Origin of the sequence: Paraburkholderia steynii (genome assembly GCF_900100565.1) — a bacterium.
In the GTDB taxonomy this organism is placed as follows: Bacteria; Pseudomonadota; Gammaproteobacteria; order Burkholderiales; family Burkholderiaceae; genus Paraburkholderia; species Paraburkholderia terrae.
Genome location: NZ_FNDI01000022.1, coordinates 17,316 through 34,895, shown reverse-complemented (window position 1 = coordinate 34,895; position 17,580 = coordinate 17,316). Strand labels below are relative to the sequence as shown.

11 protein-coding genes and 3 pseudogenes are annotated in these 17,580 nt (G+C 56.5%); 5 read left to right on the top strand and 9 right to left on the bottom strand.

Annotation, left to right across the window (positions count from 1 at the left end):
- A complete protein-coding gene (locus BLT65_RS31700) occupies nucleotides 1–870 on the top strand; it encodes a DUF5677 domain-containing protein (RefSeq protein ID WP_091785422.1) in 870 nt (289 codons plus the stop codon).
- A gap of 172 nt (nucleotides 871–1,042) precedes the next feature.
- On the opposite strand, the gene BLT65_RS31695 is transcribed toward BLT65_RS31700, so the two are convergent.
- The 4 genes from BLT65_RS31695 to BLT65_RS31680 all read right to left on the bottom strand — a co-directional run bounded on the left by BLT65_RS31695 (nucleotide 1,043) and on the right by BLT65_RS31680 (nucleotide 5,059).
- Nucleotides 1,043–2,377 carry a MurL-like N-terminal domain-containing gene (locus BLT65_RS31695; RefSeq protein ID WP_143036603.1) on the bottom strand — a complete coding sequence of 445 codons (1,335 nt, stop codon included), beginning with the start codon at nucleotides 2,375–2,377 and terminating at the stop codon, nucleotides 1,043–1,045.
- An 80-nt stretch (nucleotides 2,378–2,457) separates the two neighbouring features.
- Entirely contained in the window at nucleotides 2,458–3,639 is a 1,182-nt protein-coding gene (locus BLT65_RS31690) for a hypothetical protein (protein ID WP_143036602.1), read from the bottom strand.
- Between the two features lie 318 nt (nucleotides 3,640–3,957).
- Complete coding sequence (locus tag BLT65_RS46700) at nucleotides 3,958–4,224, bottom strand: hypothetical protein (protein ID WP_143036601.1); 267 nt, start codon at nucleotides 4,222–4,224, stop codon at nucleotides 3,958–3,960.
- 178 nt (nucleotides 4,225–4,402) lie between these two features.
- Entirely contained in the window at nucleotides 4,403–5,059 is a 657-nt protein-coding gene (locus BLT65_RS31680) for an H-NS histone family protein (protein ID WP_091785411.1), read from the bottom strand.
- Between the two features lie 248 nt (nucleotides 5,060–5,307).
- On the opposite strand from BLT65_RS31680, the gene BLT65_RS31675 reads away from it, so the two are divergent.
- On the top strand, nucleotides 5,308–5,931 hold the full coding sequence (locus tag BLT65_RS31675; RefSeq protein ID WP_091785408.1) for a GIY-YIG nuclease family protein: 624 nt from the start codon (nucleotides 5,308–5,310) through the stop codon (nucleotides 5,929–5,931).
- A 263-nt stretch (nucleotides 5,932–6,194) separates the two neighbouring features.
- On the opposite strand, the gene BLT65_RS31670 is transcribed toward BLT65_RS31675, so the two are convergent.
- Nucleotides 6,195–7,112, bottom strand: a complete 918-nt coding sequence (locus BLT65_RS31670) for a lysozyme inhibitor LprI family protein (protein WP_143036600.1) — start codon at nucleotides 7,110–7,112, stop codon at nucleotides 6,195–6,197.
- Between the two features lie 1,330 nt (nucleotides 7,113–8,442).
- On the opposite strand from BLT65_RS31670, the gene BLT65_RS31665 reads away from it, so the two are divergent.
- Complete coding sequence (locus tag BLT65_RS31665; protein WP_143036599.1) at nucleotides 8,443–9,258, top strand: hypothetical protein; 816 nt, start codon at nucleotides 8,443–8,445, stop codon at nucleotides 9,256–9,258.
- A gap of 31 nt (nucleotides 9,259–9,289) precedes the next feature.
- Entirely contained in the window at nucleotides 9,290–10,846 is a 1,557-nt protein-coding gene (locus tag BLT65_RS31660) for an SEL1-like repeat protein (RefSeq protein ID WP_167306587.1), read from the top strand.
- A 510-nt stretch (nucleotides 10,847–11,356) separates the two neighbouring features.
- On the opposite strand, the gene BLT65_RS31655 is transcribed toward BLT65_RS31660, so the two are convergent.
- The 3 genes and pseudogenes from BLT65_RS31655 to BLT65_RS31645 all read right to left on the bottom strand — a co-directional run.
- The gene (locus tag BLT65_RS31655) at nucleotides 11,357–12,460 is read right to left on the bottom strand and encodes a hypothetical protein (RefSeq protein WP_091785400.1); all 1,104 of its coding nucleotides are present in this window, start codon (nucleotides 12,458–12,460) and stop codon (nucleotides 11,357–11,359) included.
- 716 nt (nucleotides 12,461–13,176) lie between these two features.
- A pseudogene (locus tag BLT65_RS31650) lies at nucleotides 13,177–13,813 on the bottom strand (IS91 family transposase); the annotation flags it as partial.
- 367 nt (nucleotides 13,814–14,180) lie between these two features.
- Nucleotides 14,181–14,695: pseudogene (locus tag BLT65_RS31645) on the bottom strand (autotransporter-associated beta strand repeat-containing protein); the annotation flags it as partial.
- Between the two features lie 662 nt (nucleotides 14,696–15,357).
- On the opposite strand from BLT65_RS31645, the gene BLT65_RS48820 reads away from it, so the two are divergent.
- A complete protein-coding gene (locus tag BLT65_RS48820) occupies nucleotides 15,358–16,221 on the top strand; it encodes an SET domain-containing protein-lysine N-methyltransferase (RefSeq protein ID WP_143036598.1) in 864 nt (287 codons plus the stop codon).
- Nucleotides 16,222–16,330: 109 nt separating this feature from the next.
- Here the strand turns inward: BLT65_RS48820 and BLT65_RS31635 are convergent.
- Nucleotides 16,331–16,603: pseudogene (locus BLT65_RS31635) on the bottom strand (transposase); the annotation flags it as partial.
- Nucleotides 16,604–17,580 lie beyond the last annotated feature (977 nt).

Sequence of the window (17,580 nt, the reverse complement as noted above, 5' to 3'; positions counted from 1 at the left end):
ATGGCAGAAAATGCTCGTAACATCGAAACGGACTTTGACGTACTGCTACAACTCACGGCCCGGATCATCGAGGCACAGGCAGGACGCGCAATCGCGCCCGGCGAGGAATGGAAAAATGACGCTCAGGTTCTCGCACACAAGCTCTTCAAGCAGGCCCACTCAGCGCGACGATTGCTGGCCCCCGGTGCAATCCTGATGCCAGATGGTTCATCCGTAGATGCAATCGACCATACGTCCGTCATCATCCTCGCACGAGCGTGCATCGAGGGTTTTATCACGCTACATTGGATCTTCCAGAACGAAAACGATGACCTGCGGCGGTTCCGGCACAAGCTCTGGAAACTCGGCGGTCTGCTGGATCGGGCGAAGCTGCATCCCGCTACAGATGAAGCACGGGAGAAAGCGCAAAGCGCACAGGCACAGGCGACCCGACTCATCGAAGAGATCCGCGGTTCGGCGTTGCTATCTATGTACAGCGAGAAGCAGATTCAGAACGTGCTGAAAGGAAAATGGCGCGAAGGCTGGCAATGGCGCACCGAGGCAATACGCGCCGGTTTCCATCCAAAATATTTCGACAACGTATATTCGCACTACAGCGGCTACGCGCACAGCAACTGGATCAGTACGATGCAGATCCGGGAAGCTGTCGACCTCGAAGCGCAGTACAGGCTCGGTCGAGCGGCAATTCAGGTCATCGTCCACATACTTGCCAAATTCGTCCACTTCTATGTCATGCTGTTCGATACCGCATCGAGCGCGTTCGAGACGGCGCGCCCCAACAGCAGAGCGACCGCCAGACATTGGAACATCGAAGCAGATGACCTTGATCGCTTCTACCGAACTGAAGAAAAAAATACTCCGCGTCAATGAAGCTCGAGGTGTTCCTCGAGCATTGCATTTCGTTCTCGCAACACAATGAATGCTTAGAGCGGATGGCCGGCATAGGCTTGTAGCCTTTCGATCTGTCTTGGCATCGAATCAAGGAAGATCTATGGATCGGACCAACGAAGCAGTGCGTCATCGAACAGATTGAATTCTAGAACTACTTTTGTGTCGAGCCGATCCACTTTTCAATCACTTGACTTGCGCGCAGCACTGGCGTCGCGAGTCGCACGTTCAATTGCGGAATGCTTGCAGCGCTCTTCGTGGCCACGTTCAACTGTGCTCTGAACGCGCATCTCTGCCAAAGCTGCAGCACGGGTGAAGACGAATCGTAGGCTTGCGCGTCTTCGAGTGCCGCCCAGAGTTCCCAACGCTCACCGATACACGCCATTGGCTCACGATATCGAGCATCCAACCACGGGCGGTAAAGCTCAACATCACGGAAAAGATCACGCCTGAAGGTTCTTGCTGCGAGGGACCGCCCTTCTTTCGAGCGCGACAGCAATGCGAAAATGTAGGCACACTTATCGCACACGCAGCAGTGCTTGCTCCGTGAGTTTGAACTCCCGCATGACGAGAAATCTCTCCAGTTGGCCCGGACTCCGCGAAACAACGCGAGCAATACAGCCTCGTCCGTGAAAGGAGCAATCGGGCTTCCAATACGTAAGCCTGGATTCACCGATCTACAGAAGAAGTCCTCCAACTCCAGCATGTGGTTCGTCGTCTTCTGGTGCTGATGATTGACGACTTCTCCCCTGAACGTGTAGCCCGACCGATCTGCCGATGACTCAATCCCTAGCGCGACGATGCTTGCTCCGACCTTTTCGGCGACGAGTGCCAACAATACAGTGAGCCAGCCGACCTGGTAGCTGCTTCGATTCCAATATCCGTACTTGGCCTGGACGGCCGGGCGTGAATGTATCCGCAGATAGGCGGTCAGAGGCTTAAGGCCCAGACCTCTCAGTTTCGGTAACCAGCGCCTTAAGTCCTGCCACGTGCGATCTCCTTCATTGACAAGAACCGGAATCACCGTGTAACCGGCGTCGATAAGACTAAACAGTGAAACCAGCGAGTCCTTTCCCCCACTAAATCCGAGAACGACCTTTCGTTCGTCGAGTCGCTTCGCACTGGGCATTAAGCTCATCCGGCGGGTATATCTGACGGCTGGGATTTTCGTCAATACGCGCCGGCCCCAATAGGCATCTTGCTCAAGAAGCAGGGCTTTGACTGCCGAGCGGAACACTTCTGCAAAACCTGTGTGTGCGCCTGCGCCAGAGAAAGACACGACTCGCGGCCTGACATCCGCGGTGAGATGGCAAGCTAAAGGCAATGCAAGCAGCCCTACGTCGGACTCGGAAAATGTCGATACAAGTTCAACTGGTGGGCGAAAGAACGCGTGAACAGGCAGACTGTCAATCTCGAAGTCCAATCTCCAAGGACACTGTCCCTTGCTGTGCGTCGCGCCGATGAAATCGAGCCGCTTGGCAACCCCCATTTCGCCCCCTTCACTTAAAGAACCGAAGTCTCTTCTTGTCGGCTTGCAATTCCGGCAAAGACAGCACCGCGCGGGAAGCGTCAACCCGGGGAAGTGGGTTCCGACACCGGCGTTGGGGAAGGTGTTGGACTTCTCCCTCGCGCGCCCGCTAGCTTCGACCTTTCTGTGATTGTCTGCGCCAATTCGGCGGGATAGGAGTTTTCGACGTACGACCAGAGTTGATGCACCTGCGGATCGTTGTATATCGTGTTGATCAACCGCTTGAGGATGTCAGGATCCTTACCCACGGTCTTCGCGAGGGCCGCTACCACCGCTTCATGCGGCGCGTTTCCGTAGTACTCGGGGGCCATTCCCAGTACGTCAAGTGCCCCTCGCGTCGATACACTGCGCCACTTCGTAATTTCTTCGCCGACATACATGCATAAGTACGCCTGGTCTTTCCAGTCAACAATCCGTTCGAGGCTATAACTCGTGTTCGTGATGAGGCTAAGCACCGTTTCGACAGCAAGATGCTGTACGTCCGCTATCCCCTCTTCCCACAGGCGAAGCTCGTCATCGCTCGAGATACCTTGAACGAGTTGCAAGGAAAGCGACGATTCTTTCCTGCCCGCAATCTGCAATGCTTTATGCCAAAGCCATCTGACTCGACGGAGAGCTTCGTCACCAAACAACCCTGCACCGAACGCCACTAGCGTAGCTTCCGGACTCTGTGTCGGGAGGGGACCTGCAATCGCGATCGCAAGAAACGGAGACACAGATAATCTCGCGGAGAGTTGCAATAACGTGCGAGGCTGCAGGTCTAGCCGTATTACCCGCCAATGTAGATGCCAGATCGCACCGAACGTCGCACCAAACGCGCCGGCGGCACCGAGGCGCACAACTGACCAGAGCGCGGGCGACTCAACCGGACTCCCTGCAGCCAAAGTGAGCGCACGGCCCCAAGCAAGGAAGGACCAATAGAGAAGCACGCCATAAACGCTGTAGAAAACAACCAGAGAAGCGAAATATGCGCGTTTTCGATGTGACTCAAGAAAACGCCGAGCGAAGTGATCACCGAGCGACTCTGCGTCTGCTTGAGCAGCGTCTTTCGCGTCCGGGGGCAGCACGTCCGCAGCACGCGCAGATGAACGGACGTAGGATTTAAGCTCTTCAATGCGCCGGCCCCGGCCGAGAGCGACGTAAGCTATGACCAATAGCAATGGCAATGCAGCCAATGCCGAACCACTACAGATTATGACCTGCTCCATTGGAACCGCCGCCACGTGAGTCTCCTCTGCCCGTTTGCAATGAGAGAGCGAATATTGCGCATACTATCATTGCTCCGATGCGCACTCGACCGTGACGGCGCCCCTATCGTCTGGTTGCTTCATGAAGAGGCAAAGGAGGAGCCGATCACGCGGCTTCGCCTGCGGACTAAACCACGTATTGGGAAGCCGGTGGGTGCGGTCGGGAGAAACACTTCTAACCGGTCAATCAGCTAGCCGGCCACGCACGCGAAAGTCGACCTGATGCATCTGCTTGCGTTGCTGTGATGCGCACATCACGAACGCAGCGAGGAGAAGGCGCCAACTATGCTGGAATCAATCCAATTCATGCACTATGATGACGCCGTCGGGGCCGGATCCTTTCAATTTCATGGCTGGATCAAGCGGCGACGCATCCTTACGTACCAGGCAGAGGTTGTCCCCATCGGCTTGCGCTGTCCATACCACGGGTGCTTTCGCGGGTATGACGTAGATACCGGCATCGGTACGTGTTCTTGGGTGCGGTTGACTTACTTCAATATCAAGTCCCGCATACTTCTCCTGCAAGTCTTGGAGATGTGCGATATATTCACCGAGTTTCATTTCCACTCCTGAAAAAAATAGCAGTGAGTCAGATTCGATTTCGCATTAACCTGGTTGCCAAATTTAGCCAGAAGAAGGAATCAATCAACCGCCGCTCACACGCTATATTGCCTGTCGGTACGGGTGCTGCCGCCTCCGCAGCCACGGTCACTTCCTTGGCAGCAGCCTTCTTTGCCCCTCATTTCTTCCCCACTGGTTTCTTTGCTGCAGCCTTCTTCCGAGGCAACTTCTTCACCCCTGCCGGATTCCTCTTTGCTGCTACTTTCTTCATAGCGACCTTCCTGGCGGCGCCCTTCTTCGCCGCAGTGGCCTTCGGCTTTGCAGCACCCTTGCTCACGCCCGCAATCAGGAATGCCGTTCGGTCCTTCACGCCAACCAGCCATGCTGGGGCCGGGCCGCGACCGCTCCACGTCGCACCCGTTTTCGGGTCACGATACTTCGGCGCTTGCGGTCCGCGCACATAATTTCCCGTCTGGCCTACCTTCGTGGTAGCCGTTGTTATGCGTTCAGCGCCGCCTTCAATCAAAAACTTGCTGCGGTCCTTCGAATTGGCAACCCATGCCGGCGCGCGACCGTGACCGGTCCAGGTTGCTCCGGTCTTAGGGTCGGCATATTTCGCCGCCCGCCCCGACGTTTCGGCGGACTTTACGCCAGTGGGCTTTCGACCGCGTTTCCGGCCACTTACGTACGCATCAATGTCAGCTGTGGTCAACCCATGCTTTTCCATCAGGTCGCGAATTTTCGCGATGACTGTCGAAGACTGATTTTTCGCAATTGCATCCGCTTGCGCCTGCAACTTTGCAATCTTTGCTTGCAGGTTTTCCAGCGTCGCCATGATTTCCCCTTGTATTATTGATGGCCGCACTATGACACATCGCATGGGATACGGGCAACGTAGGGTGCGACCAAGGTCGATTACGCCACCAATCTCGGGATATCAATTCGGTCGAAGATTGAATGATGGCCCAGAAAGCGACAGCATTGTCGGCACGCGGTTTCACGACGCCGAACAACCTAAAGAATTCAGCTTTACGTCCGATATTACTGTCTTCAAGTCATCTAACCTGATACTTCACCAAGGTTATGTCGTCAAGATCAAAGTCGATTGCCCACGAAATCATCGCTGCATTCTCCGATGTCGATAAAGAAATTTCAAAAATTTATGTCAAAAAGTTTGAGAATCTGTTCCGCGAGCATGAGCCGAAACACGATAGCCACCATTACAAGTTTGTGGATCTAAGAAAGGAACGTGACTTCGAAAAAATACCGAAGGGGCGCGGATTCTACTTGATTGTTGGTGACTGCATACCTAATCGACCAGGTCCGAACAAGTGCAATCTCGTCATCAATGGCTATCCGGTGCTGTACCGAGGACAGGCTCACAATGTTAAAGAGCGCATTGAAAGTCACCTTGACAATCGGCGCTATGTTGAAACGAATACCAAAAAGAAGAAGGATGTCTGGACTCGGTGTATCAAGCTCGATGAAGGTGACGGCGCTGGCGGAATCAATATCCGAGATCCCGAACACGAGGCGAATTATTGGGCGGTCTTAATTCTCCCGATGCAGAACAGCACTACGGTTCTACGACAATACGCCGAGTGGGGGTTTGACCGCGTTTTCGGCAAACCAATCGCTTCTAATGAGCGCAAACAGGCGCCTGAGGAACTCGTCAATGAATTGGCGATGGAGCAGTCGGAAGCTTAGGTCTTTCGGTTTGCGTTTTCCCTGAAAACGCCGACAACCCGCCTATGTGCCGTCCACTCCTCGATACCGATACCCACATATGGTTTTGTCTCGGTATGGTTGCCCCCAAGACAGACGCCGGATTCTTATTACCATCAGCGTCGACGTACACATAGCGGGTTGTTTAGTCAGAATGCTGGAATGCTGGGTGGGAAAAACAAGGGGCCGCGCCGTCCCCATCCTTTCTTCGTGCTGGATGGGGACGGCGACCCAACAGACCCTTGTCAGTTCGCCTGAGCCATGTTTTGCTGAAGTGCCGACTTCAACACCTGCGTACGGTCAACCGTCATCTGCACTTCGCAACTGAGCTTTGCAGTCTGAAATGCGACGGAATCAGATGCCCCGATATCGAGTGCCTTGATCTTGCAGTCATTCTCACGCTGAGCCAGCCAGAGACGCTGTTCAGGTAGCAGGTTTTGCCGCCACTCTTTACTGCCAGCGTTCCAGACGACATTAATGGCATCGTTTGCGGCCTTGATATCAGCCTGCGCCTTCTGGAGAGCGGCTTGAGCTTCCGCAGCCTGCGCTTGAGCAATCTCAGCTTGTTGCTGCTGAGCCTGCAGCGCTTGCTGTTGCTGTGCCTGCTGTTCCGCTGCCTTTTGCTTATCCAGGGCGGACTTTAACATCGACTGTTCGATGATCGTGGAAGCGAACGTGATCGCGGCGCTGTTGCCTTCGGTGCTACCGTAGATCTTCTTCCCATCATCGGTCGGCTGAACACTGTAATCAAGGGAAGCCTTGACCGTATCTGCGTCGAAGTCAACCCCGGCTTGCAGCGCGCCCTGATGAGAATTGTTCTGCGAAAGCATATTCCTTGTGGCGTCCGCGTTGGCAATCACATCTGACGGCAAAGTGAGCTTAAGCGATGACTGACAGAATTTTTTCGTGCTGTTCGGATCGCTCTTTGTAGTCAGCACATCTTCGAGCCTGATTGAGATCTTCTCAACGGTTGCACGAATCGAGGCGCCATCCACATTCGCGACAGCATTTTGCTGAAACGCTGACGTCACTTGCTTGACAAGCGCATCCTTCAAGATTGACGTCACGACCGAAGTGGAATTTTCGTCATTGCAGGCAATTTCCTGCTTTTGCGAACATGCAGCGAGACTCAAAACAACAACCAACGGAACCAGCTTTTTCACGACTCTTCCCTCGAAGTTAAAAATCAGAAACTGTTCTTGTTACCCACCGGGAATCGAACGAACGCTGAGTCGCGGATTGTTCGATTTATTCGCAAGTACTTCGAGGATGCGTTAACGTCAAAATAGGGCCTTTCTTGAGGGGAGTTTTATTGTCTGTGAAATTTCTCAAGTGCCGTGCAAAGCGCTTTTCGGGTTTTTTAAATGCCGCCAACGTTTGCGCGAGCCAATACACGGGATCATTTCAAAAAATGCGACCATACCGAGTCGGGTTCATAAAGTCTGAGCGAAAACCAACGAGGCACCCGCTGTCCTCTCCCGTAAAATCTCACCCTCCCGTACGGCCAGAGCTGTGTCGATGGCATCCGAACAGATATCGTCAACCTTGAGGTGCCCTCAAATGCAACGTCACGCGAAAGACGCGCTTTTCCGAAGATACTGAGCGCGCCGATACAACTGCATCTGCATACTCGGTTCGTAGTACGGGGCCGGTTGCGAACTGGCGCACGAGGTAACACGCCACCATGCACAACGTGACGACACCGCGCACAGGTTTCTGGTCGGGCTGTCCGACGGGCGGATCATTGTCGGGGAACGTGGCGGACATGGCGCCAGAAGGCTCGACCACGCTTGTTTGGCAAATCGCGAGGCCGTTGAGGTAAACGGTCCCGTCCAAATCGAAGCGGTTTGCAATATTGAACCCGGCAAGGAATTGCTTGTCGATTACGCGCTCGAGCCGCTGCTAGCCGCCGGCGCTCAGAAAGCAGATCATTTGCACCCTTCCGGCAACCCTGCATTTGCGGTGGCAGCGGCGAATGACGTCCCAATCACCCTCCTCGTCCGCGAGTCTGATGAATGTGACTGTCGACGATCTGAGCGGCAATGTCGAAGGACCGCTTGTAGCTGCACTACGTCCCACAACCCCACGTTGTAGTACCGGACGAGAGATTCATGCAATTGGCATAATCCGACCCAAGGGACGATGAACCGATCCGCGTGCCAGCAACGTGCAATGGCGGGGCACTCACGTGTGCGTGACCATAGCAGGCATTGAACAACCCTAAATGACTGGTGACGACTGCCCGTCGCTAACGGGCTTTCTTTTCCGTGTTCCAAACACCGTCGTTGCATATCTTCGCGGCGCGAGTCGTGGCCGCGATTCTCCGCCGTCGTACCTCCGGTCGCGATCGGCACAGCACGGATCGTGTGAATTCTGGTGGCACGTGGACGGTCGCCCCCCGCACCCCTTGTTGCGAGACTAAATTCCTGAACCGGGCTGCCGATAAACCGTGATACAGCCTGTTAAATTCGCGCCCCGTCGGGGCCCAGCATCATGAAGCGACGACACTCTACAGTTCGCATAACGCTCTACGCGCTACTACTCCAATCTCTTCTCAGCATTCTGACATCGACCAGTTATTTGACGCTGGGGTGGCATGAAACCGCGCATGCGTACCCGCCAAGCCAGCGCGTCGCCTGGCTGATCGGTCTTTCCTGCTCGGCGGCGTCCCTGTGCGCTGGGGTGCTGATGGTCAGGCGTACAAGGCAGGCGCGCACGTTGTATGGGACGACCGCCGTTGGTGCGATCGCGGCTTATCTCGCCCTGTTGCCGTGGACTGTGGCGTTGAGCGCGGTTCCCGCATGCGCGTGGACACTCGCAGTGCTGTACGGAAGCACTGGCGCGAAGTACTTCGCTGATAGCTGCGCAAGCCAGCGACCGGCCGTGCGCGACATTCTGGCGAAAGCATGCCTCGCCGGCGCCGCCATGCTCCTCTATCGCGGCCTTGTTGCAGCACTGACGGGCGGCGGCACGGATTCGGTTTTCGCGTTCTCGATTCCGCGAATTACCGGGGTTCCGATCGCCGCGCTTTTGCTGGCCGCCGGAATTCTCCAATCGGCAAAATCGACCCGCTACTGGCGCGCGGGCATCACGCTCGGCGTCACCGCGGTAGCCATTGTGAACACGCTGCTCGGATTCTTGCCCTACTCGCGCTTCTTTGCCGCCCTACCGGGAGGGGCTGGCCGCGCCTACCAGATCCCGTGGACTACCGCGATTACAGTGCTTTTTCTCCTCGCGGTCGCCGCTTCTCATTTTTTGCAGGTGTCGCGGCCCGCACGCGCCCCGATTGATCTCCCCGACTATTCGTGAGCCTATGCTCTTTCACCACGATATGGCTGCGATGCCCACCCGTTATCGGCACCCCCGCATCAGTTGCCTGGTTGCCGCTCTGCTTGCGGCGGCGTCGCTGACACTCGCCGCCACACCCGCTCGTGCGGACGTGGAGAGCGCGGAGCACGCTTTGTCACAAAACCACCTTGCAGACGCAGCGGCAGAACTGCGCAAGCTGGCCGCAGCGGGTAACGCTCGCGCTCAGGCGGATCTTGGAACCATGCTGATGTATGGAGTCGGCATGCAGCGTGATCCCGCGGCGGCATTGACGTCGTTCCAGCAGTCCGCGAGCTCGGGCAGTCCGGAAGGCCAACTGGGGCTGGCATCATGGACCCTGTTTGGCGGTCAGTCCGATCCTCGCGAGTACCCGGGAGCCGTCGCTACCTATCGCAAATATGCCGAACAGGGACTTCCTGCCGCGCAGTCGGGGCTCGGTGTGCTTTACATGCGCGGTGTCGGCGTCCTCAAGGACTTAGCGCAGGCCGCGCACTGGCTGAGTCTCGCATCGGACAATGATGCTGCGGCGGCCATCAACCTTGGATCGCTGTACATGAGCAATGCGGGCTTTCCGCGAGATGTTCCCCGCGCTCTCAAGCTTTTCAGGCAGGCGCTGGCACAGGGCGCGGTCGCCGCCGAGAACAATATCGGCGCCGTGTACGAGGCCGGTGGCCCCGGTATTCCGATCGACTACGATCGGGCGCTGCTCCACTTCCGTCGCGCGGCCGCAGCCAACATCCCCCAAGGCTATACAAACGTTGGTCGATGCTACGCCAGCGGACACGGCGTCGCCCCGAGCGATAAGCTGGCCCTCGAGTGGTTCCGAAATGCGGTCGACGCCGGCGAGCCGTATGCATACGCTGAATTGGCCGGATTGCTGTACAAGGGCGTCGACGGCAAACCCGACTACAAGGCAATCATGCAGTGGTACCAGCGCGCCGCAGCTGCGGGTGTCCCGACGGGTGAAGCTGGCATAGGCTTTCTCTACGAATATGGCTCCGGTGTGGAGAAGAACCTGTCCATCGCCTATTCGTGGTACCTGAAGGCGGCAGAGCATGGGAACGCCGATGCCCAGCTCGCCGCCGGCCGGATGCTTTTGCGCGGGCAAGGAACGGCGCGTGACGATGCGAAAGGACTGGACTGGATCCGGCGATCCGCGGAACTCGGTGACGCGGACGCACAGTCGCTCTACGGTTCCCTTTTTCAGCATGGCGAGCGCGTGCCCCGTGACCACGCAATGGCCGTCAAATGGCTCAGCCCTGCAGCGATCGCAGGCAACGGTCGCGCCCAGTACGAATTGGGATGGGCCCACATGACTGGAAACGGGGTTGAGAAGGATTTGCGGCGCGGCTTCGCCTGGGAAACCCTGTCGGCCAACCGGGGCTACGAATTCGCCAAAACGACGCTGTCCGAGAACAAGAGCTACCTGTCAGCGGACGAGATCGCGCAGGCGGAAGCAGCGGCTGCGAAATGGAGGCCGGGGAAAGACATTGATCTCGTTGCCGAACCGCCCGGCTATATGGGTCTGGGCGTCTTCAATGTCAACGCTCCGTTCCTGCCAGGCCGATAGGGGACACGCTGTTCACCGTACCGGTTCCCGCGAGTTCCGACGCGCCCGAGGAGGGAAAACATGCGTGTCAAGGAAGCGCTTGCCGTCGTTCCCGAGTATCGATGAAAACTCGCGCGACATTAACGGCCATAGGAATTGAAACATCCAGGACCATCGTTCCGACGCGGCCTCCGACACGGGCGCAGATCTTCTGCGAGGCAAACCGCCGGCCCGAACACGCCGCGGCTGCGACGTGGCATTCATCCGAAGCAAGACCGCCCCCTCCATCAATTCGATCTATACGACGACACGAACAGTGGTAAAGCGCCCATGATTTGTCTAACAGCGGCCGACACTCCGACGTCTGCTATGGCCGCTGAGAAGCTTCCACGGCGCATTCGGCAAGTTCTGAAGTGAACCGGTCGTTGCAACGACAGCATTCTGGGTTGCGCGAATGACAACTATTGGCCGCATTGGGATGGACCGATATCGTGCTCCCATACTCTACGCGTGAAATAATCCGACAACCGATCACGTTGTCGCCGAATCTTTTTTCGCTTCCCGACTGCGCATTTCTTTCGTCAGCAGAGTGATCGCTTCCATTGCTTCTTTGGCAAACCCAATGTCTTGCTGTTTCTGCAGATATGTCTCCGGCCAAGTGATTTCCCTGCTCAGTAATTCGATGAGCATCTGCAAGCGTTTATCCTCTTCTTCAGAGATTGAATGTCCACCGGATTTTGTTGCCAAATACACAAGCATGAATCGGTCGAAAATCGCTTTCACTCGCAGCAAATATGTTGACGTGTCGACATACTGGCGATATTGCTTTAGAAACCAGGCACTTATAAATTCAATGAATACGAAAAGAGCTGAACAAGAGGCGATGCCGTATATATAAAAATTCTGGAATCCGTGAACCCACGCAAGCACCTGCCATATGAATATCGAAATGCCAAAAAACCAAATTCCGAGCTTAGTATAGTTGGTTCCTTTGTCGAGAAGAATAGATGCTTTCGCGTCCGCATCATCTGCCTTGCGCTCAAGAATTTTCTTAAGATCAAAAAAATAGGCACCAAATGGATCGCTCTCCAGACGAACCCTGCTGAATTTCGTCGTTGAAGTAAACTGCTCGTCGGCTTCATCAAAGAACTCAATCTCTTTCTCGCCTTCTTTGTCGCCTAGGTCATCGTCCTTGTCCTCAGCGTCGCCCGGTCTTGATCCTGTTGGGAAAGGCCAAGCAGCAGCAGGATTTAGCCGAGTTATACGCCTTTCACGGTCAACATCCAGAAAACTACTCGACGACCCTACCGATGCACTCGTGATTATTGCCGCAATTACGAACGCACCGCCGAGCAATAGGGGCCATTTGTCGATGACAGCCTGTATTCCAAATACGCCAGCGGCAGCCAACGGCATCGAAAGGGATACCAAGACAATGGTAATTGCCCTGCGTTGGAACGCTAACTTCGCGCGCTTCTGTTGAGCTTGCATGCGTGCCGCAAGATACCGTTGCTCGCTTTCATGCTCGCGCTGCTCGTCCAGCCGAAATCTCTGTTCTAGTGAAAGCTCCGACTCTATGTTTGGTAAATCAGCCGGGCGATCAGTCGCCTTCACGCGATCTGCGTAGTCTTCCATTCTTGTCGCCTGTTATACACTTTGTGGTCTCCGCACTGCATTTTCTGCCTGCGTGGCAAGGGAATATACGCGAACGGCGGTGGTAAAGCACGCGACCTAAAAAATGCCCTGCGAATGGCGATCGTCTGCCAACAGTGAGACGTCTGAAACCTTGTCAACCAGAGGTAGAGTGGAGACAGTGCGAACGTGCGTGCAACGGTCACAGTACGACATGTCCGAATAGGAAAGCGACAACGCCTTCGTAGGTAGGTCATCAATTCCGATCTCGCGGAGTTAGGAATGGCGATTGTCCGGAATTGGACCAGATCCCGCCGAGAGCGACGCTTGCCACAGGCGCACGCATGATGCAAAAGGCATAACCTGTTAAGCGTTGTTCGATGCCTGCCCTTGTCCGCTGCCCTGTGAGTGCACGATGACGCGTGCGGGCAGGCGTTGGACAACGCTCGAGGGAGGAAACCGCGGAATGGACCGGGGGCGCCGGAATCCTGTTCGGCTATGGGGATTGAAGTGCTCTCATGAATTACGTAGTGTGACGATCGTCAGTCGAAGCGGCGATCTAGCAGGCAGTTGCATGTTCTTCCGCATCCATGCCTCACGTCTGCGGAGGTGTCGCAAGCATGGCAAGGTCTGCCCGTCACAACAGGCACAAGCATCTTCTTGTGGCGCTCGTTGCCGAAGAGCCGACAGTTGTTCTGTACGTGCAGAGTCATTCGTCATCATGCGTTGGGCCAAGATGTCGGCGGTGCGCGGATTGGCTGGCTGCGCAGGAGAATGTCGATGATGATCATCGGCGCGCCGCAGTGCCGGCAGACGAACTTCGGTACGGGAGCGCCTGGTGATGGGCCTTCGCTCGCGTCGATTGCAGCCGGCACGTCCAGCAGCGCCCGTATCGCAGCCAGATTCTGCCGGCGCACGGGATTGGCCAGCAGGCCATAGTGGCGGATGCGATGGAAGCCGCCAGGCAGCACATGCAGCAGGAAGCGCCGCATGAATTCCTGCGGATCAAGCGTCATCGTCTTCTGGCGTGTGCGGCCGCTGGCCCGATAGTCCTTCCAGCGGAAAGTCACGCCCTGGTCCTCGAGCGCGATGAGGCGCTGGTTGGAGATGGCCACGCGATGCGTGTAGCGCGACAGATACGCGAGCACCGCCTCCGGTCCCGCAAACGGGCGCTTGGCATAGACCACCCATTCTCGCGCGCAGCGGCGCGAGCCACGCTGCGAAGACACGGGGATCAGCAAGCCCGGCATACTCGCCAAAGAAACGCAACTGGCCCAGGCGATATGCATGGGTGAGCTCTTCCAGGAAGCGTCGCCGGAACAGGCGCGAGAGCACGCGTACCGGCAGGAAGAGCCATATCCGCACCAGTACGAATATTGGGGACCACTGGTACAACGCGTCACCCAACTATCGAAAATACCTTCGAGGCGATGCTATCCGTACCGCTCAGCGAGCATCGAGTCAGCCAAGCTTGAATTATCCATAAGGATTTTCCTAAGAATACCGGGATTGCGGCGATTATAGGTCTGACTTGCGCCCGGATGCCAACGTGACGCTGGCCGGGTCACACAGCACGTACGATAGGGAAAGCGATTTCGAATACGTGTTCAATGCTCTGGACACGGTGCAGGTCATCGAACTCGACGTGTGGGCTGCGTCGGGCAACTGGTACGTGTCGCACAGTGACCCGCTGTGCAATAACAACAATTGTCCGAAAAGCGGCCAGGCCGGTGCCGACCGCAATCAAGACCCGCGTTCGTGCATTGAAGCCATCTACCGCGACTGTTGTGAATCTCGCCCACGCGGCAGCGCCGTCGACCAACGTGATCGTGTCGCCTGCCTATGGCGCGTAGCCGTTGACAAATTTCACGTGAAGCGTGTCGCTGGCGATGGTGAACTGGCCCCGCACGCGTAATCGGCCACCGCCGCAGCCGTCGAAGTCGATGTCGAGTTCGAGCGTGGTGCTTGCGAGCTGCGTGTACTTGCCCGCGACCGTCACCGGTGCGCTGGCGCCCACCGTCACACCGCCACCGCCCACGTACACGTCGGCCCTGCCGAACGCATTTGCCGATGCCGCCCCGAGCACGCCGCCTCTCACCTGCACGCCGCCGCTATATGCGTTGTTGCCAGCGAGCGTCAGCGTGCCGCTACCTTGCGGCGTCAGTTTGCCCGTCCTCCGATGTTGTTGCGCCACCTGTCGGCGACGTTAAAACCGCCTATGGAGGCATCCGTCGCGACGCGTGCGAGGCAACTGCGCGCGAAATTCCCAAGTTCGAACGGTCAATGCTGACAAAGAAATCAGAAATCACTGACAGGAATTCGCATTCAGTTTGCTTATGCTGCTGCCGTTGATGAAAAGAGCAGCCAACATGCGGAATTAATTCTGCCGGCTGCGCAGCTATTGGTGCGAGCAAGTTTTGTATGCCTCGAGTCAGTCCTGAAGTGTGAGTGTGCAACACCGCCCGCCGTCGGGCGACACGCCGAAATGTCAAGAAAACTGATTCTTCGGGGCAACGAGCCCTTTGTGACTCCTGTTGTCTATGACGCCAACGGTCCGTGGGAAATGAAGGGCATGTCCCGTCAAGAAGCTGTGCGCCTGCAGAACACTACGGTCGCCCTGGTGGGCGATGTAACTCGCCCGAATCAGGTGGCGCACCGTTGTCCGCGCTCAGGCTGCGCACGCTCACGCCACAGTGGTTCTGGCCGAGCCGGCCTAAACACCAGACAAGCGATCGTGATATATGCTCGCTGAACACTTCGGCAGGCGTGTCCATGCGGATGTTTTGCGAGGTCGACTGTTCAGAGTCCATGCAACGCGGAGAGCCCTTCCTCTCTCCATATCCAGCGAGGTCTGTTCCCGTCGGGAAGTGATGCGTCCAGGAAGCAAGTTGACGAGTGAAATGAAAAAACCGCCTCAGTCACACAACAAAACGCGCATGACATCATCCGTGCTGACGCAATTCTCAAGCCGCAGAATCAATGTTCGAAAGTCAAACATTCACGGCAGAGGGGTGTTTGCACTCCAACCGCTTCGCACAGGAGAATTGATCTGTGAGTACAAGGGGGAACACATTACATCGGACGAGGCCCTGCTGCGTCATCCGCGTGATCCGTCCCAACCTAACCACACATTCTTTTTCGATCTCGGCGACGGCACAGTTATCGACGGCTCTGTCGGCGGCAACAGTGCGCGGTGGATCAATCATTCATGCAAGCCGAATTGCGAAGCGAAATATCAAAGGGGCAGGATTTTCATTCGGACCACCCGGCCGATCGATGCGGGCGAAGAACTAGCCATCGACTATGCTCTCGTTGTGAAAGAGCGCGCTACGCAGCAGCTCCGTCAGCAATACGCCTGTCACTGCGGCTCGTTGAACTGCAGGGGCACCATGCTGGACGAACGCCGGATGCGAACTGCAAATCCCCTGCGCACCTCACGCAAGTCAATGGACTTGAGGAATCCTACCGCCCCACTCCCCGTCACGCAGGCAATCATCCGCATTTTTGAGCGTCCCGGCCCGGATTCGCTGGTCATTTCCTGGCGCGAGGCAGGACGCTGTTGCTACAGCGAACAACGCTGGGAACTCACAAAAGCGTCGGAAGCCGGCACCTGCGCACTGTCAGGTCGTGCGTACTCATCGGGCGATCGTGTTTTCCGGCCGGTCGGCTACCCCGCTCCCACGAACCAGCATGCGAGGATCGCAAGAAAAAGCATCGACGAGGTTGCAAGCACAATCGACTCAACGGCCGGCGAAGTCATCTAGGTCCGGGCGACGGGTCATCCCTGCAGGGGCGCAACCGACGCGCGCCGGCAGTCGTTGCATGCATGTTTAGCAGATGTGCATCACGAATGTCAGGCGAGATGCGGTCGCAGATCGAGCGCCGATCGCAGATATTATTGTCAAAACAGCCTGCCTTCAACCAGCGTTGGGGCTGCTGATACACGCGCTCCACCGGGGGAAAGTTGTTGGGCATCATTCTCCACGGCGCACAGGCACGTACGATCCAGCGCAATGCGATAAACATTTCGCGCGGTTCGCATTTTCATTGCGGCGAGCCGACGTCCATCAGCGTCAGATAGGGGGCCGCGAAGCTCCACTCTTCGTCAGATACATCAGTCGGAGAAGATTCAAAAACATTGCGTATTTTCCGAGATATTTCCCGATGCCTGATTGTCAATCAATTCGGTGACGAGCCGTTGGGAAAATGGCTTCCTCGCAAGGTGCAGGCCACAGTCCAACTGCCACGATGGCAACGGTCCTGAATCCCGAAGAGACGTTTGGCGCTGTAGCAGTGCTCTGGCGAGGTGACGTCGCCGAGCGTACATCGCCACCGGGAGCAGTGCCAAATCGCCCAGTCAGCCGCGAGTCAGAGAACCACCCGCAAAACGTCAGTAGTTCAGCCTTGGCGCAAGCGCGCTTCGCTAGCCCGACAACAAACACTGACTCGTGGCGCACTTGATAGCCTCTCCGCACCGAATGCGTCTAGGAGCCCTTCGAATCCGCGCTCCTGTGTCAACCACTACAAACTCTCCTGCGCCAACCGTCTTATGCCTGCTTACCAGGGTGGCAAGCAAGTATCGCCATCGCTACATCGAAAGCCACGCCGCCGAACACCCCTCCTGGTCAGCAAAGAAGCCAAATACTCGCATGGGCATCGCTCCCAAGATTGAGCATATGCTTTTGCGAACATATGCTTCCTTAGGGAATAGCGTAGATATGCTTGATCAAGCATATCAAAGGAATAGCCGAAGGCCCCCAAGCACTCGTGCCGAGGTTCCTTTCACCGATCCTTGCTGAATCGATTGTCGCCAGACTATTTTCAGGTCCCGCGCCTCTAGCTTCGCCAGCGCGTCCGTTATCTCAGGACCCATCCCCGTGGTCGGATTTCCCCAGCGCGCCACCGGTCCTAACCCGTCCGCGCTAGCGGTCACCACCGAAGCTCTTCAATCGGAAGAGGCGGCCCTAACGCCGGGCGGCTCGTGCTCGGCCGACGTGTGACAGTGAATGTATATCACCCGACCAACCATCACGTCCAACGCGAATCGGACGAAAACACAACCACACATCAAGCTCTCTGAATACTCGCGAATTCTGTGGGAGTTTTCTCTATAGATTTTTTTG